This window comes from Rhodonellum psychrophilum GCM71 = DSM 17998 (genome assembly GCF_000381545.1).
GTDB lineage: Bacteria > Bacteroidota > Bacteroidia > Cytophagales > Cyclobacteriaceae > Rhodonellum > Rhodonellum psychrophilum.
The window spans coordinates 52,954-75,037 of sequence record NZ_KB906677.1 but is presented as its reverse complement, the minus strand read 5'-3'; the positions used below and the strand labels follow the sequence as shown (position 1 = coordinate 75,037).

Genomic DNA, 22,084 nt, shown 5'->3' with positions numbered 1-22,084 from the left:
ACTTTCCCAGAATCGGGTGAAATAACAAGCTGGATTATCTCTTCACAAATGTTCTTCTCGTTTGAAGTGATGCAAAGGTAGCTGTTTGATCCTTTATTGCAATGATGAAGCCCAAAAAAAGTGAAGATTGATTCTATTTCATTCTTTTTCAATCATATAATTTTTTGGAACTTGAATTTTGATAGGCCTAAAATCCCCACTTTGCTTTAATTTCCATTCGATTTCTCCCAAATCATTTTAAATTATTTTTCTTCGAAATAATATTTTTATCTTTGTCTAAGTCAAAAACGCTCACTATGGTATTAGAATTTGAAAAGCCAATTGCCAATCTTGAACTTAAGCTTCAGGAAATGAAAGATTTGGCAAAAGGGAAGAACATAGATTTATCCGCAGATATCCAGACTTTGGAAGATAGAATCCAATCTCTGAAAAAAGAAACCTTCCAAAATTTAACCCGTTGGCAAAAAGTTCAGCTTTCCAGACATGCCGACCGCCCTTATGCGCTCGATTACATTTTTGAAATCACCAATGATTTTATAGAGCTTCATGGAGATCGATCCGTAAAGGATGACAAAGCCATGATCGGTGGACTGGGAGACATCGATGGACGTTCCGTGATGTTTATCGGTCAGCAAAAAGGGAGAAATACCAAACAAAGACAAGAACGGAATTTTGGCATGGCCAACCCGGAAGGATACCGAAAGGCGCTGCGATTGATGAAAATGGCCGAAAAATTCGGGAAACCGATCGTTGCGCTTATTGATACCCCAGGTGCTTTCCCGGGGATTGAAGCGGAGGAAAGAGGTCAAGGGGAAGCCATTGCAAGGAACTTGAGGGAAATGTTTATGCTGAAGGTTCCCGTAATCTGTATCATTATCGGTGAAGGTGCTTCTGGTGGAGCTTTGGGTATTGCCATTGGTGATCGGGTGCTCATGCTGGAAAACACTTGGTATTCCGTTATTTCACCAGAATCTTGCTCTTCCATTTTGTGGAGAAGTTGGGACTACAAAGAGCAGGCTGCAGAGGCTTTAAAACTTTCTTCCATTGACATGAAAAACAATGGTCTGGTGGACGGAATCATTGAAGAACCTCTAGGAGGTGCCCATAAGGACATGAAAGGAATGGCCAAGAACCTTAAAAAAACCATTTTGGAGGCACTGAAAGAACTTGATAAAATCAAACCTGAAACCAGAATCGAGCAAAGAATAGAAAAATTCTGTTCAATGGGAGAATTCATTGAAGGTTAAAAATACACATTTTCCTTTCCCACAAGGCCAGAAAGCTGACAGAGATCTTGTGATCTCCGTGGATCTTCCTGTCTTGTGGGAAATTTTATTTTACGGCAATTTAAATGGGATCCGATAGCAAATGAAGCTTCACGTAATCAATACTGGATTTTTTAAATTGGATGGAGGGGCCATGTTTGGGGTTGTCCCCAAAACGCTTTGGTCCAGAACCAATCCTTCCGATGAAAACAACCTTTGCACATGGGCGATGAGATGCCTCTTGGTGGAAGAGGGAAACCGTCTTGTCTTGGTTGACAACGGCATTGGTGACAAACAGGATGCAAAGTTTTTCTCTCATTATTATCTCCATGGAAATGATTCCCTGGAAAGTTCCTTGAAAGCCAAAGGCTTTGGTCACGAGGACATCACGGACAATTTCCTGACCCATCTTCACTTTGACCATTGTGGAGGTGGGGTGAAGTATGTGGAAAATAATCCGAATCGATTCGGAATGACTTTTCCCCAAGCAAAATATTGGACAAATGAAGCCCATTGGAAATGGGCGACTGTTCCAAATCTGAGAGAAAAAGCCTCCTTTCTCAAAGAAAACATTCTCCCCATGAAGGAAAGCGGACAGCTGGAATTTCTTGAATTGAACAAGGGTCAACTCTTTCCTGGCTTTGATTTCTTCACTGCTGATGGGCACACGGACAAGCAAATGATCCCTAAAATCCAGTACAAAGGAAGAACAGTGGTATTTGCTGCCGATCTTTTACCGTCCGTTGGTCATATTCCGCTGCCTTACGTCATGGGATATGATACCAGGCCTTTGATCACATTGGAAGAAAAAGGAAAATTCCTCGAAGAAGCAGCCCTCAACAATTATGTGATATTTTTGGAACACGACCCCATCAATGAATGCTGCACTGTAAAAATGACAGAAAAAGGCGTTAGACTTGACCAAACATTCTCACTCCATGAACTCTAAAACAAAAATCGGAATAGCGCTTTCCGGCGGGGGAGTAAGGGGCATTGCCCATCTCGGCGTTTTGAAGGCCTTGAATGAAAATGGAATTTTCCCGACCAAAGTAAGTGGCACAAGTGCTGGAGCGATCGCTGGAGCAATGTATTGCCATGGATATGCGCCTGAGGAAATCAAGGACATCATCGTCAAGACCAATTACTTCAAGTTTATGCGTCCGGCCATCAGCTGGACAGGTATTCTGAAAATGGACATTGTCGAAAGCCTCTATCAAAAATACCTTCCAGAAAATGATTTTGCCTCCTTAAAAATCCCCCTGAGCGTAGCCGCCACGGATATCAAAAGGGGAAAAGTGGTCTACTTTTCGGAAGGTTCCTTGATCAAGGCATTGATGGCTTCCTCTTGTATTCCTGGTATGTTCGACCCCATCGCCATCGGGGATAATTATTTCGTCGATGGAGGTGTGCTAAACAATCTTCCGGTGGAGCCTCTGGATGGTTTCTGTGATGTCATCATTGGCGTCAACTGTAACCAATTGCCCGAGCAACACAATATCAAAAACATCAAGAGCCTTATCGAAAGGTCGGTGGTCATGTCCATGAATTACAATGTCTACAGCCGAAAAAGCAAATGCGATTTCTTTATTGAGCCTCCAGGATTGGCTAGATTCGGAGTTTTTGACATCAAAAAAGCAAATGAAATTTTCGAGGCAGGCTATCAGGAAACACTGTCCTTTATTGAAGAAAATGAAGACTTGAAGGAATATTCAACAACATATACCAAAAACCAGATAAAATGATGAAGTTTTTGTCAAGATTGATCTTTTGGATCAGCGGTTGGAAATTGACTTACGGATGGCCGGAAGGATTGAAAAAAGGTGTTTTGATTGCCGTTCCCCATACCAGCAATTGGGATCTTCTGTATGCAAGAGCTGCCTTTTTCCTGATGGATATCCCCGTCAAATTCACTATCAAAAAAGAAGTGATGGTAGGTCCTTTGGGTTGGTTGATCAAAGCCGTGGGGGGAATCGCGATAGATCGAAAAAGGATTCCCGGCGGAAGGAAACAAACTTATACCGAGGCCATGATCAACATGCTCAAAAATGCGGATGAATTGGTCATTATGGTAACCCCAGAAGGAACAAGGAATTATGCGCCCAAATGGAAATCCGGCTTTTACCACATCGCCATGGGCGCTGAGGTCCCAATTGCAGTAGGCTATCTGGATTACAAGAAGAAAGAGGCCGGCATCGGTCCAGTCCTTTATCCCAATGGAAATATGGATGAACAAATTGAGGAATTGAAAGTTTTTGCGCGGACCGTCACTCCGAAGTATCCCGAAAAAGGAGTAAAATAATAGGGATACAACAAAAAAGGAGCGCATGTTTTGCGCTCCTTTTTTGTTGACCTCCGGTCAGGTTGATGCTTTGCAAATCAGATCAATCCAAACCGTATAATTTTTTCCCTACCTCTTCATACTTGTCACCCGCTTTCCAAACCGGTTTTTGATCCCAATTGGCGATGTACAGAGCGGAAAGGATATAAGATTTCCAATACAGTACAGCATATTCCAGATCAAAATTGTCCACTTGATCTGATGCTTGGTGGTAATGCTTGCTGACCTCTTCGTCAAATGCGGTGAAGCCCAAACTGAATGTTGGGGAAGGAATGCCTTTTCTGGCAAAATTCACATTGTCCGAACGGTCATAAAGTCCCTGCTCAGGTGCGGGATCTGAAATCGCATTCAATCCAAATTCAGCCACTGCCTTTTCAATCATCGGATCAGCGGAAGTTCTGCCCAAACCGATCACGGAGATGATCGAAGTGTCGTTGTATCCCGCATTGTCAATATTGAGGTTGTACACGACTTTTTCCAATGGAATCAATGGATTGTCCGCAAAAAAGCCAGAACCCAAAAGTCCTTTCTCCTCAGCCGTCCATGCGCATAGTAAAATGGATCTTTTTGGTGGATGTTCGGCAAAGTACCTGGCAGCATTGATGATCGCCACGGTACCCACTGCATTGTCACGCGCTCCATTGTAAATGGAGTCACCTTCAGCATTCGGTTTGCCCACACCTACATGATCGTAATGCGCAGAAAGCATCACATATTCATCTTTTAGCGCAGGATCAGTTCCTTCAATGATGGCCACCACGTTCTTGCCGATGATCGACTTGTTTACTTTTCCCATGATTTGGAAATCAGCACTTGAGTAGGTTCCCTTGCCAATCGCATTGATCATCTGATTGTTCAGATCCTTCAGCCAAATGTAGGGGATGCTTTGCTCTCCTGCGGTGTTGTCCACTGTCAATTGGGTTCTGTTCAGAAAATTGGAAACCAGGTTCCAGGGAACTGTGGGAACATTGTATATTTCGATGATTCCGATGGCTCCCTTGGATTTGGCGAGGCTGAGTTTTTCCCGGCCTGCGGCAAATAGGTCCGCAGGACTAAGCCGGTTGGGTGCACCTACGTTCGTGACGACTACTTTCCCCATCACATCCTTGTTTTCATAATCAGATTCCAAACCGTAACCAACCACGATCAATGCATGCTTGCCTTCGAAGGAAGGGCCATCCAAAACCAAAAGGTTGTCCCCTTGTCTGTAGATGGAATCTCCCAGATGAACTTCTCCTTTGGATGGAGGTGCGGAAAGTCTGAAGGGGATATTTTGGTAGTAGCCATCCGCACCAGTAATTTCTTTTGCGCCGTATTTCCAAAATTGCTCAGCAATGTATCGGGCAGCGGCATCGATTTCCGGCCTGATGGGATCTCTGCCCATCAATTCATCCGATGCCAAGTAACGAAAATGGGAAATGGATTCTCTTTCCTTGAAATTGGATTCAATTTCCGTTTTTTTGCTCTGTGCGATGCATTCAGAAAAGGAAAACCCCAACATGAGTAGGGCGATACTGAAATATTTTTTGTTCATGTTTCTTTTGAATAATTCGACTCCCAAGATAGAAAAAAAAGCGGTACGCCTCAAAGCCTTTTCAAAACACCCTAATATCAAAAACCTCCCAAACCGACCTCCTCAACATTAAATCAAAAATGTTTCTCAAGAAAATTTTTGGTGGATTTCTTTCATATCCCCTCCATATCCCATCCAAAAGCTTCCATTATGGTGGAAAAATGAGGTGGCAAAGGTGCATTGATTTCAACTTTTCCTTGATTCAGGGGATGGATAAATCCCAATTTACAAGCATGCAATAGCAAGTTGTTCATATCAAAATTCTCTCTAAAGAAAGTATTCTGCTTGTTTTGGCCATGGGTGGTGTCTCCGATGATGTAATTTCTTGAATGGGCCATGTGTCTTCTGAGCTGATGCATACGGCCCGTATGGGGATAAAGTCTGATCAGGGAATACCTACTGCTCGGATATTTGGAACTGGAGGCCATCGGGATTTCCACCTCGGCAAGCTTCCAATATTCTGTTTTCGCTTCCTGAAGATCCCCGATCAACTCCTTTTTCAAAGGATGGTCGATGACTGCATGGTCGGCAGGCATGTAACCTCTTACCACTGCGAGATACGATTTTTCTATTTCCTTGGCAGTGAATTGGCTTTGAAACAGTGTTGCAGCCGCTGCCGATTTGGAGAACAGCAAAACCCCGGAAGTAGGCCTGTCGATTCGGTGCAATGGATAAACCTTTTGGCCAATCTGATCCCGGAGCAGCTGCAAAGCAAATTGTGGATTGTCGTCTTTGGCAATCTTGGTCTTGTGGACCAATAATCCCGAAGGCTTATTGATGGCTATATAATCGTCATCCTCAAAAAGAACGGGTAGGAGCATTGATGGGATTTTAAGTGTCGCTGGGAATGAATAGGGTGGATCTTGAAAGTAAAAAAATACCCCAGATACTTTGCCTTCAAACGGAAGTAGAAAGCATCTGGGAATTTTGTTTCTAGAAAATAGTACCGGATCCAATACTTTCCTTGCCTTCATACCAAGCAACGAATTGTCCGGAGGCAATGCCTTTTTGTGCGGTATCGAAAAGCACGTAAAGTCCATTTTCCTTCATCAGTAAAGTTGCCCAAGTCAAGGGCTGCCTATAGCGGATTCTGGCCTGGTATCTTGCTGTTTCTCCAACTTTTAGCCGAAGATCCTCCCTTATCCAATGGATTTCATCGGCTTTGACAAACAATCCTTTTCGGAGCAATCCAGGATGGGTTTCCCCCATACCGGTATAGACAATATTGGCAGTGGTGTCGGTGGAAATCACAAATAGTGGCAATCCTGTTCCGCCGACATGAAGCCCTTTTCTTTGGCCTACGGTAAAATAATGGGCACCGGTATGGTCTCCGACTTTCTTTCCTTGTGAAGCATGGTATTGCTGAGGAAGACAAATGGCATCTAAAGTGGAGGTTTCCAAATCTTCAAAAGAGACGCCTGCGGGTATTTTCTTGCTTTCATACTCCGGCAAATCATCGGGAACATTCACGATATCTCCTTTTTTTGGCTTCAACTGCTGCTGAAGGAAATCAGGCAAGCGAACCTTTCCGATAAAGCATAGTCCCTGACTGTCCTTTTTATCTGCTGTGATCAGATCCATTTCCTTGGCAATCCTGCGTACTTCTGGCTTCTGCAAATGACCAATCGGGAAAAGTGCCTTTGACAATTGTTCCTGATTCAGTTGGCAAAGAAAGTAACTTTGGTCTTTGTTGGGGTCTGCACCTGCCAAAAGCTGATAAACGGGTTTGCCGTCCACCTTGATTTCTCCTTTTTGACAATAGTGACCTGTGGCCACAAAATCAGCTTTGAGTTTTTGGGCGGCTTTGAGAAAGATGTCGAATTTGATTTCCCGGTTACAAAGAATATCGGGATTTGGCGTACGCCCTGCCTTATATTCGGCAAACATATAATCCACGATCCTAGTCCTGTATTCTTCGCTCAGATCGATGGCCTGGAAGGGGATTCCAAGTTTTTCGGCCACCAACATCGCATCGGTACTGTCCTCCATCCAAGGGCAATCGTTGGAAATGGTGACGGATTCGTCATGCCAGTTTTTCATGAACATCCCGATGACTTCGTATCCTTGTTCCTTGAGGAGATGGGCGGTGACAGAACTGTCTACACCACCGGATAGCCCTACGACTACACGTATTTTTTGATTCATTTACTAGAAATTTTCATGGGTTCAAGGTCCATGAGGTTCCACATTTTTCTTTCAAACACAAGCGAGGCTCTAATTGGTTCGCCAAGTGTATTGGCAAAGTTAAACCAAAAGCCCGTATGCTTAGGTAAAAATGCTTGGCTTTACTTTTCCAAATCTACAATTATGGCATGGGGCGTATTAAATTGACCGAAGGTCAATGTTTTTCCGTCTATTATTGTCCTGAAAACCAGGTTTTCATTAGGAGCAAAGGGTTAAATTTTTGAATTTGTGAAATCAAGGATCGGGAGTTTATATTTGAGGAATTAGGGAATAAAACGGTTATTTTTGTAAATACAGAATTTTGAAATATGAAAAAGTTATTGATATGTACAGGTGGCGGGGATTGTCCCGGGCTGAATGCAGTAATAAGAGGAGTTTTTAAGGCCGCCAAAAAAACCAAGGAATGGGAAGTTTATGGGAGCATTGAAGCATTCAATGGCGTCATGACTGAGCCGACCAATATCATTCGACTGACCAAAGCAAAGGTTGGTGGCATCCATGTAAAAGGCGGAACCATCCTCAAGACGACCAATAGAGGGAATCCCTTGCAATTTCCTATTATGGATGAGAAAGGGAATTATACCTTAGAGGACCGAACGGGAGAATTGGCGGATAAAATCAAAGAGTTGGGTTTTGATGCCGTGATCAATATCGGTGGCGATGGATCACAAAAAATCTCAAAAGCTTTGTTTGACCGTGGAGTTCCCATCATCGGAGTGCCCAAGACCATAGACAATGACCTTTATGCCACGGACATGACTTTTGGTTTTCAGACTGCCGTGCAGATCGCGACGGATAGCTTGGATAAATTGGTCACCACTGCGGAAAGCCACCACAGGGTGATGATCATGGAAGTCATGGGAAGAGATGCCGGTTGGATAGCCTTGCACACGGCCATCGCTGGAGGTTCTGAAATTTGCCTGATTCCGGAAATTCCATATGACATCGAAAAAGTCCTACAAAAAATCAATTCAAGGTACGAAAAGGGTAGGGGATTTGTCAATATCGTAATCGCAGAAGGAGCCAAGGCCATCGAAGGAGAAATCACGGCAACCTTAAGGGAAAACGGTTCGGAACATCTTCGTTTGGGAGGTGTGGCCTTCGAACTTTCGAGCCAGTTGAAGGCTGCAGGCTGCAAAGCCGAGATTCGGGAAACGGTTTTGGGACATGTCCAAAGGGGAGGAACTCCATCGGCCTTTGATCGGGTCCTGGCGACCATGTTTGGTGTAAAGGCATTCGAATTGGTCCAAAATGGGGAATTTGGCCAAATGGTCTCTTTCCAAAACAACCAATACACTTCCGTTTCACTGGAAGAAGCGACCAAAGACTACAATTTTGTGAATCTCGACAACTTCCTGGTTCAAGGCGCCAAAAGGATGGGCGTTTCGTTCGGGGATTAAAAAGACCAATTATGCTGTCAAACACCCTATTCGCTTTCATCAACCAAGACTTGGACAAACTGTACCTGGAAATCGAGTCTTATGAAAAAGAGGAGAACCTTTGGAAAGTAGAAGCCAATATTCTCAATTCAACGGGAAACCTTTGCCTCCATTTGTTGGGGAATTTGAATTTCTATATCGGATCCAATCTAGGGAACACAGGATACATCCGGGAGCGTGATTTGGAATTTTCAAAAAAAGACGTTCCAAGAGCACAATTGCTGGATGAGATCAGAGAAACCCAACTGATGCTCCAAAAAACATTGGTTGGGCTACCAGATTCAAAAATGAATGAAAATTATCCCCTTGAAGTATTTGGGCATCCCATGACCCACGAATATTTCTTCATTCACCTTGCCACCCATCTTTCGTATCACCTTGGGCAGGTCAATTACCACAGGAGGATTTTGGATGTTTGATACAATTGCATTAAGTTTTAAAGTGAAGGAAATGACTTTTCATTCTCATTTATTTGGGAACAAAAGCTTGATTGCCTCTTACAACTTGAATTCCTAAGTTCTTTTTGAACAAACTTAACCTCAATCGAAATCATCCAAGCCCATTGGAAAAGCGAATGCATATTTCGGGTCAAAATAAACACCTTTGAAAATGTCCAAAATTCTAATCATTTCCGGAAGTCCCAGACAAAGTAGCGTTTCTATTCGCATCGCAAATTTCCTTACCAAAGAACTTGAAAAAGATCCCCTGCTCGAAATCGAAAGGATAGATCTTCGACAGGATTTTCTTCCGCCCATCCAAAAGGTGTGGAGCGCAAAGGATCAGGCTTCTGATGCGGGAAAAATCCTTTTCAGCAAATTGGAACGGGCCGATGGGATCCTTTTGGTCTCTCCAGAATACAACGGAAGCTATTCTTCCTCGATGAAAAATCTCCTGGATCATTTTCCTAGGCCGCTTTATGAAAACAAGGTTTTTGGCATTGCGACAGGATCTACAGGCGCCATGGGAGGAATGAGGGCAGCACAGCAGTTGATTTCATTGGTGGTGGCATTGTTTGGAATTCTTTCACCCCGATTGCTTGTCACTCCACATATGGACAAAAAATTCAACGCCGAAAGTGAGCTCATCGATGAATCCTTTTCGAAAAACACAGCGGTTTTTTTGAAAGAGTTTTTGTGGCTCTTGAGGAAGATTGATTCTGGCAAAGAATAGCGATATTCGAATGCGAAAGGGAAAAACTGCAATAAAAAAAGGCTATTTGAATGCTGTTCAAATGGCCTTTTTTTATTGCAGTAAAGTAGCTTTTCAGTAGACGGCCAATGTTTTCTCTGTGACAACTTCCTTTTTCCGCATGCCTGCCTTTTCTTCCAAGAAACCGATGGAGGCTTCCAATACCCCATTCCAGTCCTTCGACGTGATATCAGAAGCAATCACGTGGTCTCCAGATTCAGGAAAAGGGTTTTTGACTTTTAGGTTTTCCGGCGTACTGATTTGATTGAACATTTCGAGCATCTTGGGTACCGAAACCACAAAATCCTGTTCTTTTTCATTTTTGTAATAATAGCCCAAAAACAAAGGTTGGTTGATTTTTTTGAAGGTTTCAGGGACCATTTTGCTTCTCAGCAAGACCACCAAACTCGACAAACCATTGACATGGTATTCCTCGGACCAATATTTGGCTTTTTCACCTTCACGAGGGGTGGTACGGGTTCCGTTTTCGAACATGAAATTTTCGGCCACCACTTTCATCCATGGTTGAAAAAACTGGTCCAAAGACCTCCCGTTCTCCTCAATGGCTGGAGAATAAACCATTACCGCCTTGATATCCGGTTTCTCGGAGGCAAGGTTCAAGGTCAGGGCACCGCCCATAGAGGTCCCGATGACGATAACCGAATCGCCTAGGCTTTTGCCGATCATATACGCCTCACGAACTGCGTCCACCAATTTTTGCGCGGTCATGTGTCGCATGGCATCTGGTCTTTTGATCCCGTGTTCTGGCAACCTGGCCAAGTAGAGGTTCGCACCAAAATATGCTGCAATCTCGCGATTTACCGGGCTACCTTCCATTTCGCTTGCGCCAAAACCATGGATATAAACGATGCTGTATGGCGTTTTACTTTTGTTGGAACTGTCAGCCCAAATGATTTTGGCAGCGTTTCCTGGTTTTAAGCCCACAACAGTATCTTCTCCTTGGGCGATATAAGATTGCAGTTCAGTCAAATTGAGGGGAACTACCGGGAATTCACCACCTAAGGTTTGAATTTTTTCTTTGGGACCCAGCATCCAAGCGATGACCAGGACGATACAGAGAGACATCAACCCAATGAGTATTTTTTTTAGCATTTTTTTAGCGTTTTGTGGATCAAAGTAAAGCTAAGCCCATGTATTTGTCTAAACAAGTAGAATTTCGGGAAAGTTGTGGATTGTTTGGATTTTCTTATTTTTGATGTCAATCACAATCGTTTGTCCCATGAAAAAGAAATTTCCAATAAGTCTGATGCTGTCCTCGGCATTCGCTTTGGTGTACTTGAGTTGCAGTGCACCAAATGAGACACTTTATCCAATTGCCAAATCAGACCTCGAACCACATCTGATTACCTTGTCCTCCGACGATTTTATGGGGCGGATGCCCTTTACCGAAGGTGAAACAAAAACGATTGCCTACCTCGAAAATGAATTTAAATCCATGGGGCTGGAACCCGGAAATGGAGACAGTTATTTTCAGGATGTACCCATGGTTTCCATTTTGACGACTCCCGCTCCGCAAATGACCATCCAATCCCAAAAAGGAAAGATGGTTTTGGAAGGATTGAAGGATTATGTGCTGTGGACCCAGCGAACGGATTCATTGGTGAACTTTGAGGACGTGGAACTGGTATTTGCCGGATTTGGTATCGTGGCTCCGGAATATGGTTGGGACGATTATAAAAACATTGATGTCAAAGATAAAATCGTGGTCATTTTCATCAATGATCCTGGTTTTGGCACGGAGGAGAAGTCTCTTTTCAAAGGCAATACCATGACGTATTATGGCCGATGGACTTATAAATTTGAGGAAGCCGCCCGCCACGGAGCTTTGGGTTGTCTGATAGTCCACAACACCATACCCGCGGGATATGGATTCAATGTGATCCAAAACAGTTGGAATGCCACCAAATTATACCTGGACCAGAGGGGAAAGGAAAAATACCAAGCTGCTTTTGAAGGCTGGATCACCTTGCCGGTGGCAAACAAGCTTTTTGAATTGGCGGGGATAAATGAAAGGGAAATCTTGGGCAAGGCTAGAAAACCTGATTTCCAGGCATTTCCCATGAACCTAAAAGCCAGTTCTTCGCTGGAAGTGAAAGTCAAATATGATGTTTCAAAAAATGTGGTCGCCAAAATCAGCGGAAGCAAAAACCCTGAAGAAACCATCATTTATACCGCGCACTGGGATCATTTGGGATTTGGAAAACCGGATGAAACCGGTGACAGTCTATACAACGGAGCATTGGACAATGCCAGTGGAACAGCTGCTCTTTTGGCACTGGCCAAAGCTTTTAAATCAGAAAAACAACCTGAAAGGACCGTCGTTTTTCTTTCGGTAACCGCAGAGGAGCAAGGTTTATGGGGATCTGCTTATTATGCGGAAAACCCGATTTATCCCAAGGAAAAGACCGTTGCCAATATCAATATGGACGGTGTGAATCCTTATGGAAAAATGAAGGACGTTTCCCTCATCGGAATTGGACAATCTGATTTGGAGGACCTGCTGAATGAGGAACTTGAAAAAGTAGGAAGATACAGTGCCGCGGAACCGACTCCTTCGGCGGGTTATTACTTCCGCTCTGATCATTTCAATTTCGCCAAGATCGGAATTCCGGCATTGTACATCGGAACGGGAATCGATCATTTTGAGAAAGGAAAAGAATATGGAAAGGAATTGCAGGACAATTATACCGCAGAATACTACCACAAACCTTCGGATGAATACGATCCCGCACGCTGGAACTTGGATGGTGCCGTAGAAGATGTCCAGTTATTGTTCAATGTGGGAAAGCGACTGGCGAACAGTGAAGTTTGGCCTGGATGGAAACAAGGGTCCGAATTCAAGGCGATAAGAGACAGTTATATGAAATAGGGGAATCGGATTCCCAATACCAAAAAAATAAGTTTTACGAGAACCTTCCAGAACTAAAAAAAACTGGAAGGTTTTTTTTATGAATTGTATCACGAGAAAACCAAGGGATTTCTGCAAAGACGGCTATCAAAAGCAAAATCAGTCAAGGTCATCTTTTAATCCGCCTTATGCATTCCTATTTCGATTTCAGTACTAAATTACTTAAAAATCAAATAGGTATGCGCTATTTTTTGACATCACCATATCTGTAAAACGACTTATTCCCCCAATGGTCTGATTTTTTTGCAGCTCCAGCCCTCAATAGGAAACCCAATGCCTATATCGGGTTTAAGACTGGAAAAGTGCAGAGGCAATCACATTATTATGTCCTTCCAGGTCAGAGTTGAAAACAAAAGGATCGCCCTGATCACGATCAGAATCTAAAGGTATAAGCGAATTTGATGTTGGTCCTACTTTCCATAGACAACAACCTCTCATCATATCGCTGCCAATTGTGGTTGTAAACCACAAAAAAAGTGTTTCCAGGGTTGATGACCCAGGTAAATCTATTGTTGGTGCCTAAGAATTTGGTTACGTTGTCATATTGGACATTGAAATTTACCGACATCCAAGGGGAAAAATCATACCCGGTCACCAATCTGAAAAGGTGGGTGTCAAAACTCCCTCCCAAAAGCCTGACCTGACTGTGGAGCCAAGTAGCGGTCATGTTGAGCCCGACCATTGGCCGCACAAACACATCGGCTTTAATATTGGTCTGTGTGCCTGTCCAAAAGCCGCTTTCTTCAAAGGAAAAAGAGCCTCCCAGTCTTCGGAACCTTGCCGTCTCTGCTGTGATGGCATATCCTACATTGGTATATTCACCTATTGGAATCACAAATCGCTCATTTCTAAGAATGTCAAAGTTATAATTCAAAAATTCATAGTTGCGGTTGACCGAAAATTGGAGGATGTCACCCGTTTCAAAGCGCAGTCCCAGGACGCGAAGCCTGTGATTGACAGTGGCCGGACGCCAGTTCATTTGCATCAAATATTCAAAATAATACTCCCAACTGAGTTCCCGGATCAATTTACTGTTTTTCCATAAGGGTGAATACACGACAGAGGGCTGAAGTCTTCTGAAACCTATTCTTGGTGCAAAACCCACTTCGGGGTCATAATTGACGCCAAACTCCCGGTAGGACACGTGGGCATTCCATGGCTGATTGGGAAAATTGATCCTACCACCTCTGGAAGACCTGTCCCAAATGCTGGTGGTATCCCCCAAATAAGTCTCTGTATGCCCAACAACAAAAGCCTCAAACTGGAGATTTTTGTTTCCCAGAAATGTGGAAGTATTCAAGCCCAAATCAGCTCCCAAAGTCTGCCTTACAGGGAGGCTGTCACCATCGGTTTCCCTTCGCGTGTACATAATCCCCACATTGCTTTCCTCTGAGATGTTTTGGATGATCCGACCAATGGTAAAGTGTTCCCCAGGGCGTTCTCCTTCTGATCCAGTCCTGACTTGCAGGAAGCCCACGTCTGTATCCTTGATCCTTCCTATCAACCTTCCTCCGTATTTGATAGGGATGGGTCTGCCATCCTGCAATCCAATCCTGCGGCTAAAATATGGGTTGGGATTACTGCTGGGGGCAAACAGGAAAATGTTGGATCCTTCAAGAAAAAAAGCCCTCCTTTCCGGAAAAAACAATGGGAAACGCGTGAGGTTGATCTGTCTATCATCAACTTCTGTTTCGGCAAAGTCGGTGTTGACGGTTATGCCCGCCTTTAAGTTGGGATTGATGTTGTAGTTGATTTCCCCTCCCATATTGAAAGTGGCTTGTCTATTTTTTGGGCTTTCTGAATCAGGTCTTCGCCTGGTTTCGGAAATCAGGGCATATGGAATTGCCTCTATCCCGATCCCTTGATTGATGTTCGTGAGGTCTACGAGCTTTCCGGCATCTTGTGGCCTGTTGATACCTTGGTTTCGCTGAAAGCCGGTCCAGAGTGTCTCTTCATTTTTTCGTCTGATCGTCCTCAAAAAATTTATCCCCCATGTTGTAGCATTGGGGTCAAAATTCAATGTCATGAACGGTATCCTGATTTCTGCCGACCATCCGATGTCACTTTTCGCCACCCAAGCCTGCCAAATTCCATCCCATGACCTGTTGATGGAAGTACCTTGGCCAACTTTGAGGATACCATCTCCCATCAGTCCAAGTGGGTTTACCTCAAAATAGAATGCAGACCTTTGGTCGTTATAGGTGTCCAATATAAAGACAAAGCGATCATCTGTATCCAATGCGGCGTCCCTTTTCTTTTGAAAAGCAGTGATTTTGTCAGGTTCCGAATCATAAAAAATGGCCCCGATATACAAATATTCATCGTCATAAGAAATCCTTACCTCAGTCTTTTCGGTTGCTGGATTTCCTGGAAAAGGTTCTTGCTGCCTAAAATCCCCAGCCACCGAAACTTTGTCCCAAAAATCCTCATTCACCCAGCCATCCAAGACAATCTTTTCCCCTGGCTGCAACCTGTAGGCAGAGATTTCTTTTTTTTCCTGTCCATTTGCCTCATTTACAGCGCAAAGAATAAGGCAGAGCATAAATAGTAGGAGATTCTTTATTCGAGTAAGCACCCTGCAAGGTCAAAAAGAATTATTTGGCACATAAGTGATTTATTACAGATGGCCTTATAATGATGCAAAAAATAAATGGATCATTTTGACTTTGATTTAAGAGCAAATCCAACTCTTTCGCTATCAGGCTTTAAGGTTTTAAATGACAAGGAATTCAGTATTCCCCAGCCTTATTCCATACGAATTGACCACATCTTCCGACATGTGCCGAATAGATGATGCCCTAGTGTGACTTGATCTTGCAGTTGTTTTGTTTTTTTATGAACACTTTATTTTTGTGCAATCCTAGATCTGGCGCCACATTGCAATGCTTGAAAATTACGCCCAAAACCAACAACCGCCACCCTTTCGCCTTTCGCCATTCTCCTGTTATCATCTCCCCAATTCCATAAAACACCCAACTCATTGCTCTAAAAGATAATATTTAGGATAATTTTCAGAAATTTTAACAGATTTTTTGAAATAAATATAACAATTATTTTAGTTTTGAATTCTCATTCATTCACCTTAATCAACACTTATGTTTAAGAAAATTTTTGGCTTGGGATTCATATTGTCCCTATACAGTTTTGTTGGCCAAGCACAAGAGAAGATTCCGACCCAGTCCGTTTTCGTGGAATTGGGTGGAGCAGGCTTGATTTATTCGTTCAATTACGAGTTTCGGTTCGATAAAGAAAATCTTGAATCCTGGGGATTGAGAGTGGGTGCAGGAGGATATGGAAGGGTTAACGGTATCTATGATGGAAGGGAAACCAATGCGGTATTCACGCTTCCCGTTCAGGTAACCCGACTTTTTGGAAAGGGGAAACACTTTTTTGAAGTGGGTGGAGGCACCACTTTTATTTATGCCAAGAGGACCTATAAATATGGGAATCAATATGATGAGTACAGCGATTTTGATTTTATCTTGGAATCAGACAATACTCCGGCATTTATGGGAACCCTGAATCTGGGATACAGAAGAATCCCAGTGGATGGAGGCTTTACATTTCGTGCCAATTTGACTCCTATTTTCAATCAGAATGGTTTTTGGCCAATTTGGGCAGGAGTAGGATTTGGATATGCTTTTTAAATCAATGTATCATAAAATAAACGACATGAAAAAAATAGCCTTTGCACTCCTTATTTTTGTTTTATCCTTTCCATCAATGGCGCAGGAGAAAATGCCTACCCAATCGGTTTTTGTGGAATTGGGTGGAGCAGGATTGATTTATTCATTCAATTATGAGTTTCGGTTTAATAAGGAAAACCTTGAATCCTGGGGTTTACGGGTTGGGGCGGGTGGTTATGGCCGGACTTTCAATTATGGCGATGGAAAGGATACTGATGCCCTACTCACGCTTCCTGTCCAAGTTACAAGGCTTTTTGGAAAGGGAAAACATTTTTTTGAAGTCGGAGGCGGTACCACTTTCATTTACTCCAGAGATACCTATACCTATGGCAATCAGTCTCCTCAGGTAAGTCGTGATTTTGATTTTATTTTGAATTCAGGCAACACTCCTGCATTTATGGGGACCCTGAATCTGGGATACAGAAGGATCCCCGTGGATGGTGGGTTTACGTTTCGTGCCAATCTGACTCCAATTTTCAATCAGAATGGGTTTTGGCCGATTTGGGCAGGAGTGGGATTTGGATATGCTTTTTAAACAATGAATTATAAAATAAATGACATGAAAAAAATAGCCTTAGTACTTCTGATTTTTGTTTTATCCTTGCCGGCGATGGCCCAGGAAAAATTACCCACTCAGTCTATTTTCCTGGAATTGGGGGGCGCGGGATTGCCGTATTCCTTCAATTATGATTTCAGGTTTGACAAAACCAAAATGGATTCTTGGGGAATGAGAGTGGGTGCCGGTGGCTATGCATTTGCAGGAGGGGATTCCTTTTTTTCGCTCCCCATTCAAGTGAATAGGTTGTATGGAAAGGGACCGCATTATTTTGAGTTGGGAGGTGGTTTTACCTTTATGGCCTTCAATAGTGACACCTTTTCCTATTGTCAATCTGGTACCTATGACAATAATACCGGAATGTTTATTTGCGACAAGCAATTCACAAGCAGGAGTGACAGGACTGAGTTTATCCTGGAAATCGATGGGTCTCCCAATGTGATGGGAACGCTGAACTTAGGCTATCGAAGAATCCCGGTGGATGGCGGATTCACTTGGCGAGTGAACCTGAACCCGATTTTCAACTCCAATGGTTTCTGGCCATTATGGGTTGGAGTGGGTTTTGGCTATGCGTTCTGATGGAGAAAGATCGTCATTGGGGTTTTGAAGCTTTGCTTCAATTTGGATCAATTCCTCACTTGTCCATTTCCCCGGATCACCCATTTATAACTGGTCAATTCATGGAGTGCCATTGGCCCACGGGCATGGAGTTTTTGGGTGCTGATGCCGATCTCGGCGCCTAGTCCAAATTGGTTGCCATCGGTAAAGGCGGTCGAGGCATTCGCGTAGACAGCTGCGGCATCTACGGATTTCAGGAAAATATCGATATGATCGGGATCTTCGGAAAGGATGGCTTCGCTGTGTTTTGAACTGTTTTGTGCAATATGATCCAGAGCTTCTTCCAAATTTGCCACGGTTTTGAGGGACATCTTTAGGGATAAAAATTCCGTACCGAAATGTTCAGCCTTTGCCAATTGGATCCTCTCAGGTTCATGCATTTCTTTCAGTGCGTCGAATGCTTTTTCATCGGCATACAGGATAACTCCCTTTTCCAATAGGGGAGCGATGATCAAAGGCAAATCCTTCAACCGGTCCTCATGGATGATGAGGCAATCCAAGGCGTTGCAGACACTCACCCTTCGGGTTTTGGAATTTAAAATTATAGCTGTTCCTTTTCCCAAGTCTGCAGTTTCGTCGAAATAGGTGTGTACGATGCCCGCACCAGTTTCGATAACCGGTACTTTTGAATTTTCCCTGACAAAACTGATCAATCCCTGACTTCCCCTAGGAATGATGACGTCCACATAACCGACAGCTTCCAAAAGCGCTTTTGTCGCAGTTCTTTCCGCAGGCAAAAGTTGAAATGCCGCAGTGGGAAATCCGTTTTCATCAAGTGCCCGGTGGAGGAGCGTCATGATGGCCCGGTTGGAATGGTCGGCATCTGAACTTCCTTTGAGGATTAGCCCATTTCCCGATTTCAGGCTTAGGCAAAACACGTCGAAAGTGACATTGGGCCTGGATTCATAAATGACCCCGATTACGCCAAGGGGGACGGTGATTTTTTGAAGCAGAAGACCATTTTCAAGCTGTTTTTCCTCCAAAACCCGGTCGAGTGGACTGATCAAGCTTCTTACCTGAAGTATTTCTTTTACGATTCCATGGATTCTTTCTTCTGTCAGTTGAAGCCTGTCGTATTTTGGGTCTTGTGGGTCCATCCGCTCCAGATCCCTTTGATTGGCATCCAAAAGAAAAGGAATCTTGGAAAGGGTGAGTTCGGCAAGGGTTTGAAGTGTGTTGTCCACTTGTCCCGGAAGCATTCTGTTGAGCTTTCGTGAAGCTTGTTGAACGCTTTTGAAAAGAGGAGTGAGTTCAGACATGGTTGAAAAGATAAAGGTAATCGTAATGGATAAATGGTTTTTGATTCTTTTGTCCGATTGTTTCCAAAGCGGTTTTGGAAGAAATTTCGGCCCTTCCCAAGCCAAGCTTGTTCCCTTCCACATCGAGGATTCGGATGATGTCCCCTTTTGAGAAATCTCCTTTTATCTCCAAAATCCCGACAGGAAGCAGGCTGGATATATTTTGGGAAAAGAGGGCGGTTTTAGCGCCTTCGTTGATGATCACTTCTCCCTTGAAGTATTGGTCTCCATGAGCGAGCCATTTTTTGGGGCTCTGTTTGGAAGGTTTGGGTTCGAAGTAGGTACAAGTGATGGATTTTTCATGAAAATCTAGGAGGATGTTTTCTTTCTTTCCATTTGCGATCAATACTTGGATGCCGAGGTCCGCGGACTTCTTTGCCATCGACAGTTTGGTCAGCATTCCCCCTCTGCCAAAAGAGGATTTGATCGGACTGATCACATGATCAAGATCTGGCATTTTCGTCCCGATATGGGGGATCAATTTAGAAGTAGGGTCGGAGGGAGGACCATCAAAAACACCATCTACATTTGTCAAAAGAATCAAAGTATCGGCATTAACCATGGCGGCAGTCAGTGAAGCCAGTTCATCATTGTCTGTAAACATCAATTCGGTGATGGCCACGGTGTCATTTTCATTGACGATTGGGACAATATCCTGAGACAATAAACCAAGCAGACAATTTTTCATGTTCAGGTAATGCTTTCGGTCCCTGAAATCTTCTTTGGTAACCAAGATTTGAGAAATCGTGATCCCCAATTCCCGGAAAAGATTCTTGTAGGTATTGATCAGCTCAATTTGTCCAGCAGAAGCCCAGATCTGTTTTTTCAGGATCGGATCTATCTTTTCAGGCAGGGTGATTTCCTTCCTTCCAAAAGCCACCGCACCGGAAGAAACCAAAATGACCTTTTTTCCATTTTCTCTTAGAAAAGAAACTTGTTTGACCAAGGAAGCCATGCGTGCCAAATCCGGTTTGCCGTCTTCTTTTGTCAAGACGTTTGAACCGATTTTGATGACCATCAACTTGGATTTTTGTATTTCAGGACGCATTGTGGAGAAATGTATTTAAACCACAATATTAAAGGATATATTAAGAATTCGCTAAAAAGTCTTTCTGTATTTTGAATTTTGGGTGTGAAACCCTATAAAAATTTGAAATATTCGGAATTCTCTTTTTTTTGAATTGTAGGATGAAATCCGATTTGAAAAAAGGATTGACACTTCTGGAGAATTCGAAATTTAGCGGGTTGTATCCACCTGGTTTTTAGGAACTATGAAAAGCGGCTATACTACTTGCTTTGTGGAGAAATGGGGATGCACCATTTCTGGAGATTTTCAACGGGAATGCCAAAGCATAAGCGAAAAATCAGATGGGAATGCAGAAAAAACCTTGAATCAAGCGCAAATGACTTTAACCCATTTTATGCAATGCGAAGTCAATCCCAGCCTAATACCACTTAATAATAAGTCCTTGCTCACTATTTTTAGCTCACCCTATCGGAAGGTTACCTTATTCTTCAAATAGTCTGATTATCGTACAGTTTCAACCCTTATTGCGAATCCTACTGCATTTATCGGGTTTAAAACCAATGTTTTCTTTTGAAATACACGACCATGGACAAGGTCGTTCCCAAGAACAAAATCCAAATGCTGATGTAGCCATATTTCCAGGACAATTCCGGCATGTAATCGAAATTCATCCCATAAACACCGGCGATAAAGGTCAGCGGGATAAAAATGGTAGCGATGATGGTTAGGGTTTTCATCACCTCGTTTTGTTTCAAGCTGATGTTGGATATGAAAATTTCAACAAGTGTGGTGATGGATTCCCTTTGGATCTCGAGGTTTTCAATGATTTCGACACTGTGCTCGTACAAATCATTGATAAACGGGACGGTCTTTCGTTTAAGCAAGGGACTTTCCGATTTCCTCCAAGCGGAAATCATTTCCCGAGTGGGCCAAACATTGCGTTTTACTTCCAGTAGGGATTTGCGCTGGAGATAAATATCGGAAAGCTTGATGTTTTTGTTTTGGCTGATGATTTGATCTTCAAGCTCCTCTATTTTTTCCCCGACCATTTCCAGTATGGTATAATATTGATCCACGATGGCATCCAATAAGGTGTAGGTGAAATAGTCTGTCCCCATCTTTCTCATCTTCCCTTTCGGGTTTTCGAGGCGAGCCCTGATTTGATCAAAAATATCAAAGGGGGTTTCTTGGAAAGAAATCACAAAATTTTTCCCAAAAACCAGACTGACCTGCTCTACCTCAAGTTCTGTAATGTGGTCTTTCGTGTAAATCATTTTGGAAACAACCAATATCAAATGCTCGAATTCCTCCAGTTTGGGTCTTTGATGATTGTTCTTGATGTCCTCCATGGCTAAAATGTGGATGTCAAAAAGGACACGGATTTCTTCCAAAAGGCTTAGGTCTTCCAGCCCTGATATGTTCAGCCAGAATTTCCTTTCCTGGTGTAAAAATGGTTCAATTTCCTTGGTGTCCTTTATAAGGTACTTCTCTAAAAAATCCTCCCCAAAAACATATAAATCCATGAGGGTGGGTTGGTTTTGGGGCTCGCTAATTTCCATTTACAAGATTTTTTTTATTTTTTCTGGGGTCAGCGGTTTTTCGATAAACCCATTTACACAGGAAAATAGCTTTGCTTTTTGCCTGTCTTGGAAATCAATCGAACTGGAGAGCATCACAATCTTGTCATTCCTCTCCTGAAAAACTTCAATATACTTGCTTAGAAAATCCCAGCCATTCATCACAGGCATGTTAATGTCCAAAAATATGAGGATTTTTTCATCACAATTCAATGATTTTATCCTTTCTAAGGCCCTTTCGGCCACTAAAAATTCTTCAACTTGGGGGGATAGATTTAATTTTGATATTAATCTTTTGTTAATCAAATTATTGATGGGATCGTCGTCAACCAAAATAATTGAATAAAAAGATTGCATCAATAAATGGATTCGGGTGGTATTTGTTTCTATAAATAATGACAATATT

General features: G+C 43.0%; 20 protein-coding genes. 11 read left to right on the top strand and 9 right to left on the bottom strand.

What is annotated here, in order from left to right; translation table 11 throughout:
- Window positions 1-296: 296 nt before the first annotated feature.
- The 4 genes from F824_RS0109565 to F824_RS0109545 all read left to right on the top strand — a co-directional run bounded on the left by F824_RS0109565 (window position 297) and on the right by F824_RS0109545 (window position 3,564).
- The gene (locus F824_RS0109565; protein ID WP_019597661.1) at window positions 297-1,247 is read left to right on the top strand and encodes an acetyl-CoA carboxylase carboxyltransferase subunit alpha; all 951 of its coding nucleotides are present in this window, start codon (window positions 297-299) and stop codon (window positions 1,245-1,247) included.
- Between the two features lie 121 nt (window positions 1,248-1,368).
- Complete coding sequence (locus F824_RS0109555) at window positions 1,369-2,214, top strand: MBL fold metallo-hydrolase (RefSeq protein WP_019597659.1); 846 nt, start codon at window positions 1,369-1,371, stop codon at window positions 2,212-2,214.
- Window positions 2,204-3,007, top strand: a complete 804-nt coding sequence (locus F824_RS0109550) for a patatin-like phospholipase family protein (protein WP_019597658.1) — start codon at window positions 2,204-2,206, stop codon at window positions 3,005-3,007. The genes F824_RS0109555 and F824_RS0109550 overlap by 11 nt, the downstream gene beginning before the upstream one ends.
- Complete coding sequence (locus F824_RS0109545) at window positions 3,004-3,564, top strand: 1-acyl-sn-glycerol-3-phosphate acyltransferase (RefSeq protein WP_019597657.1); 561 nt, start codon at window positions 3,004-3,006, stop codon at window positions 3,562-3,564. The genes F824_RS0109550 and F824_RS0109545 overlap by 4 nt, the downstream gene beginning before the upstream one ends.
- Window positions 3,565-3,646: 82 nt before the next feature.
- Here F824_RS0109545 and F824_RS0109540 read toward each other — a convergent pair whose 3' ends face one another.
- The 3 genes from F824_RS0109540 to mnmA form a co-directional block, all read right to left on the bottom strand.
- Complete coding sequence (locus F824_RS0109540; RefSeq protein WP_026333613.1) at window positions 3,647-5,137, bottom strand: M28 family peptidase; 1,491 nt, start codon at window positions 5,135-5,137, stop codon at window positions 3,647-3,649.
- A 152-nt stretch (window positions 5,138-5,289) separates the two neighbouring features.
- Window positions 5,290-5,997 carry a pseudouridine synthase gene (locus F824_RS0109535; RefSeq protein ID WP_033405278.1) on the bottom strand — a complete coding sequence of 236 codons (708 nt, stop codon included), beginning with the start codon at window positions 5,995-5,997 and terminating at the stop codon, window positions 5,290-5,292.
- Between the two features lie 112 nt (window positions 5,998-6,109).
- Window positions 6,110-7,321 (bottom strand): tRNA 2-thiouridine(34) synthase MnmA, encoded by a 1,212-nt coding sequence (mnmA, locus tag F824_RS0109530; protein ID WP_019597654.1) that lies wholly within the window; start codon window positions 7,319-7,321, stop codon window positions 6,110-6,112.
- 347 nt (window positions 7,322-7,668) lie between these two features.
- Between mnmA and F824_RS0109525 the strand changes: the two genes are divergently transcribed.
- The 3 genes from F824_RS0109525 to F824_RS0109510 all read left to right on the top strand — a co-directional run bounded on the left by F824_RS0109525 (window position 7,669) and on the right by F824_RS0109510 (window position 9,969).
- Window positions 7,669-8,760 carry a 6-phosphofructokinase gene (locus tag F824_RS0109525; protein WP_019597653.1) on the top strand — a complete coding sequence of 364 codons (1,092 nt, stop codon included), beginning with the start codon at window positions 7,669-7,671 and terminating at the stop codon, window positions 8,758-8,760.
- Window positions 8,761-8,771: 11 nt separating this feature from the next.
- Window positions 8,772-9,218, top strand: coding sequence for a DUF1572 family protein (locus F824_RS0109520; protein WP_019597652.1), 447 nt, complete (start codon window positions 8,772-8,774; stop codon window positions 9,216-9,218).
- Between the two features lie 190 nt (window positions 9,219-9,408).
- A complete protein-coding gene (locus tag F824_RS0109510) occupies window positions 9,409-9,969 on the top strand; it encodes an NADPH-dependent FMN reductase (protein ID WP_019597650.1) in 561 nt (186 codons plus the stop codon).
- Between the two features lie 93 nt (window positions 9,970-10,062).
- Here the strand turns inward: F824_RS0109510 and F824_RS0109500 are convergent, their stop codons facing one another.
- Window positions 10,063-11,100, bottom strand: a complete 1,038-nt coding sequence (locus tag F824_RS0109500; protein WP_019597648.1) for an alpha/beta hydrolase — start codon at window positions 11,098-11,100, stop codon at window positions 10,063-10,065.
- A 127-nt stretch (window positions 11,101-11,227) separates the two neighbouring features.
- On the opposite strand from F824_RS0109500, the gene F824_RS0109490 reads away from it, so the two are divergent.
- Window positions 11,228-12,877, top strand: a complete 1,650-nt coding sequence (locus F824_RS0109490) for a M28 family metallopeptidase (RefSeq protein WP_019597647.1) — start codon at window positions 11,228-11,230, stop codon at window positions 12,875-12,877.
- Window positions 12,878-13,289: 412 nt separating this feature from the next.
- Here the strand turns inward: F824_RS0109490 and F824_RS0109480 are convergent, their stop codons facing one another.
- Window positions 13,290-15,458: a carbohydrate binding family 9 domain-containing protein gene (locus tag F824_RS0109480; protein ID WP_019597645.1), complete on the bottom strand. Its 2,169-nt coding sequence runs from the start codon at window positions 15,456-15,458 to the stop codon at window positions 13,290-13,292.
- Between the two features lie 553 nt (window positions 15,459-16,011).
- On the opposite strand from F824_RS0109480, the gene F824_RS0109470 reads away from it, so the two are divergent.
- Genes F824_RS0109470 through F824_RS0109460 form a run of 3 tightly spaced genes read left to right on the top strand, consistent with a single transcriptional unit; the run spans window position 16,012 to window position 17,737 of the window.
- On the top strand, window positions 16,012-16,563 hold the full coding sequence (locus F824_RS0109470; protein ID WP_019597643.1) for a hypothetical protein: 552 nt from the start codon (window positions 16,012-16,014) through the stop codon (window positions 16,561-16,563).
- A gap of 25 nt (window positions 16,564-16,588) precedes the next feature.
- The gene (locus tag F824_RS0109465; RefSeq protein ID WP_026333612.1) at window positions 16,589-17,137 is read left to right on the top strand and encodes a hypothetical protein; all 549 of its coding nucleotides are present in this window, start codon (window positions 16,589-16,591) and stop codon (window positions 17,135-17,137) included.
- A gap of 24 nt (window positions 17,138-17,161) precedes the next feature.
- On the top strand, window positions 17,162-17,737 hold the full coding sequence (locus tag F824_RS0109460; RefSeq protein WP_031327171.1) for a hypothetical protein: 576 nt from the start codon (window positions 17,162-17,164) through the stop codon (window positions 17,735-17,737).
- 47 nt (window positions 17,738-17,784) lie between these two features.
- On the opposite strand, the gene F824_RS0109455 is transcribed toward F824_RS0109460, so the two are convergent.
- The 4 genes from F824_RS0109455 to F824_RS0109435 all read right to left on the bottom strand — a co-directional run bounded on the left by F824_RS0109455 (window position 17,785) and on the right by F824_RS0109435 (window position 22,035).
- A complete protein-coding gene (locus tag F824_RS0109455) occupies window positions 17,785-19,035 on the bottom strand; it encodes a glutamate-5-semialdehyde dehydrogenase (protein WP_019597640.1) in 1,251 nt (416 codons plus the stop codon).
- Window positions 19,028-20,122: a glutamate 5-kinase gene (proB, locus tag F824_RS0109450; protein WP_019597639.1), complete on the bottom strand. Its 1,095-nt coding sequence runs from the start codon at window positions 20,120-20,122 to the stop codon at window positions 19,028-19,030. Before proB ends, F824_RS0109455 begins: the two co-directional genes overlap by 8 nt.
- Window positions 20,123-20,652: 530 nt before the next feature.
- Complete coding sequence (gene corA / locus F824_RS0109440) at window positions 20,653-21,660, bottom strand: magnesium/cobalt transporter CorA (protein ID WP_019597637.1); 1,008 nt, start codon at window positions 21,658-21,660, stop codon at window positions 20,653-20,655.
- A complete protein-coding gene (locus tag F824_RS0109435) occupies window positions 21,661-22,035 on the bottom strand; it encodes a response regulator (RefSeq protein WP_019597636.1) in 375 nt (124 codons plus the stop codon).
- Window positions 22,036-22,084: the final 49 nt, after the last annotated feature.

Bases quoted from the DNA above. Each gene is read 5' to 3' on its own strand.
- F824_RS0109565 (WP_019597661.1), top strand. From the start codon at position 297: ATGGTATTAGAATTTGAAAAGCCAATTGCCAATCTTGAACTTAAGCTT.
- F824_RS0109555 (WP_019597659.1), top strand. From the start codon at position 1,369: ATGAAGCTTCACGTAATCAATACTGGATTTTTTAAATTGGATGGAGGG.
- F824_RS0109550 (WP_019597658.1), top strand. From the start codon at position 2,204: ATGAACTCTAAAACAAAAATCGGAATAGCGCTTTCCGGCGGGGGAGTA.
- F824_RS0109545 (WP_019597657.1), top strand. From the start codon at position 3,004: ATGATGAAGTTTTTGTCAAGATTGATCTTTTGGATCAGCGGTTGGAAA.
- F824_RS0109540 (WP_026333613.1), bottom strand. From the start codon at position 5,137: ATGAACAAAAAATATTTCAGTATCGCCCTACTCATGTTGGGGTTTTCC.
- F824_RS0109535 (WP_033405278.1), bottom strand. From the start codon at position 5,997: ATGCTCCTACCCGTTCTTTTTGAGGATGACGATTATATAGCCATCAAT.
- mnmA (WP_019597654.1), bottom strand. From the start codon at position 7,321: ATGAATCAAAAAATACGTGTAGTCGTAGGGCTATCCGGTGGTGTAGAC.
- F824_RS0109525 (WP_019597653.1), top strand. From the start codon at position 7,669: ATGAAAAAGTTATTGATATGTACAGGTGGCGGGGATTGTCCCGGGCTG.
- F824_RS0109520 (WP_019597652.1), top strand. From the start codon at position 8,772: ATGCTGTCAAACACCCTATTCGCTTTCATCAACCAAGACTTGGACAAA.
- F824_RS0109510 (WP_019597650.1), top strand. From the start codon at position 9,409: ATGTCCAAAATTCTAATCATTTCCGGAAGTCCCAGACAAAGTAGCGTT.
- F824_RS0109500 (WP_019597648.1), bottom strand. From the start codon at position 11,100: ATGCTAAAAAAAATACTCATTGGGTTGATGTCTCTCTGTATCGTCCTG.
- F824_RS0109490 (WP_019597647.1), top strand. From the start codon at position 11,228: ATGAAAAAGAAATTTCCAATAAGTCTGATGCTGTCCTCGGCATTCGCT.
- F824_RS0109480 (WP_019597645.1), bottom strand. From the start codon at position 15,458: ATGCTCTGCCTTATTCTTTGCGCTGTAAATGAGGCAAATGGACAGGAA.
- F824_RS0109470 (WP_019597643.1), top strand. From the start codon at position 16,012: ATGTTTAAGAAAATTTTTGGCTTGGGATTCATATTGTCCCTATACAGT.
- F824_RS0109465 (WP_026333612.1), top strand. From the start codon at position 16,589: ATGAAAAAAATAGCCTTTGCACTCCTTATTTTTGTTTTATCCTTTCCA.
- F824_RS0109460 (WP_031327171.1), top strand. From the start codon at position 17,162: ATGAAAAAAATAGCCTTAGTACTTCTGATTTTTGTTTTATCCTTGCCG.
- F824_RS0109455 (WP_019597640.1), bottom strand. From the start codon at position 19,035: ATGTCTGAACTCACTCCTCTTTTCAAAAGCGTTCAACAAGCTTCACGA.
- proB (WP_019597639.1), bottom strand. From the start codon at position 20,122: ATGCGTCCTGAAATACAAAAATCCAAGTTGATGGTCATCAAAATCGGT.
- corA (WP_019597637.1), bottom strand. From the start codon at position 21,660: ATGGAAATTAGCGAGCCCCAAAACCAACCCACCCTCATGGATTTATAT.
- F824_RS0109435 (WP_019597636.1), bottom strand. From the start codon at position 22,035: ATGCAATCTTTTTATTCAATTATTTTGGTTGACGACGATCCCATCAAT.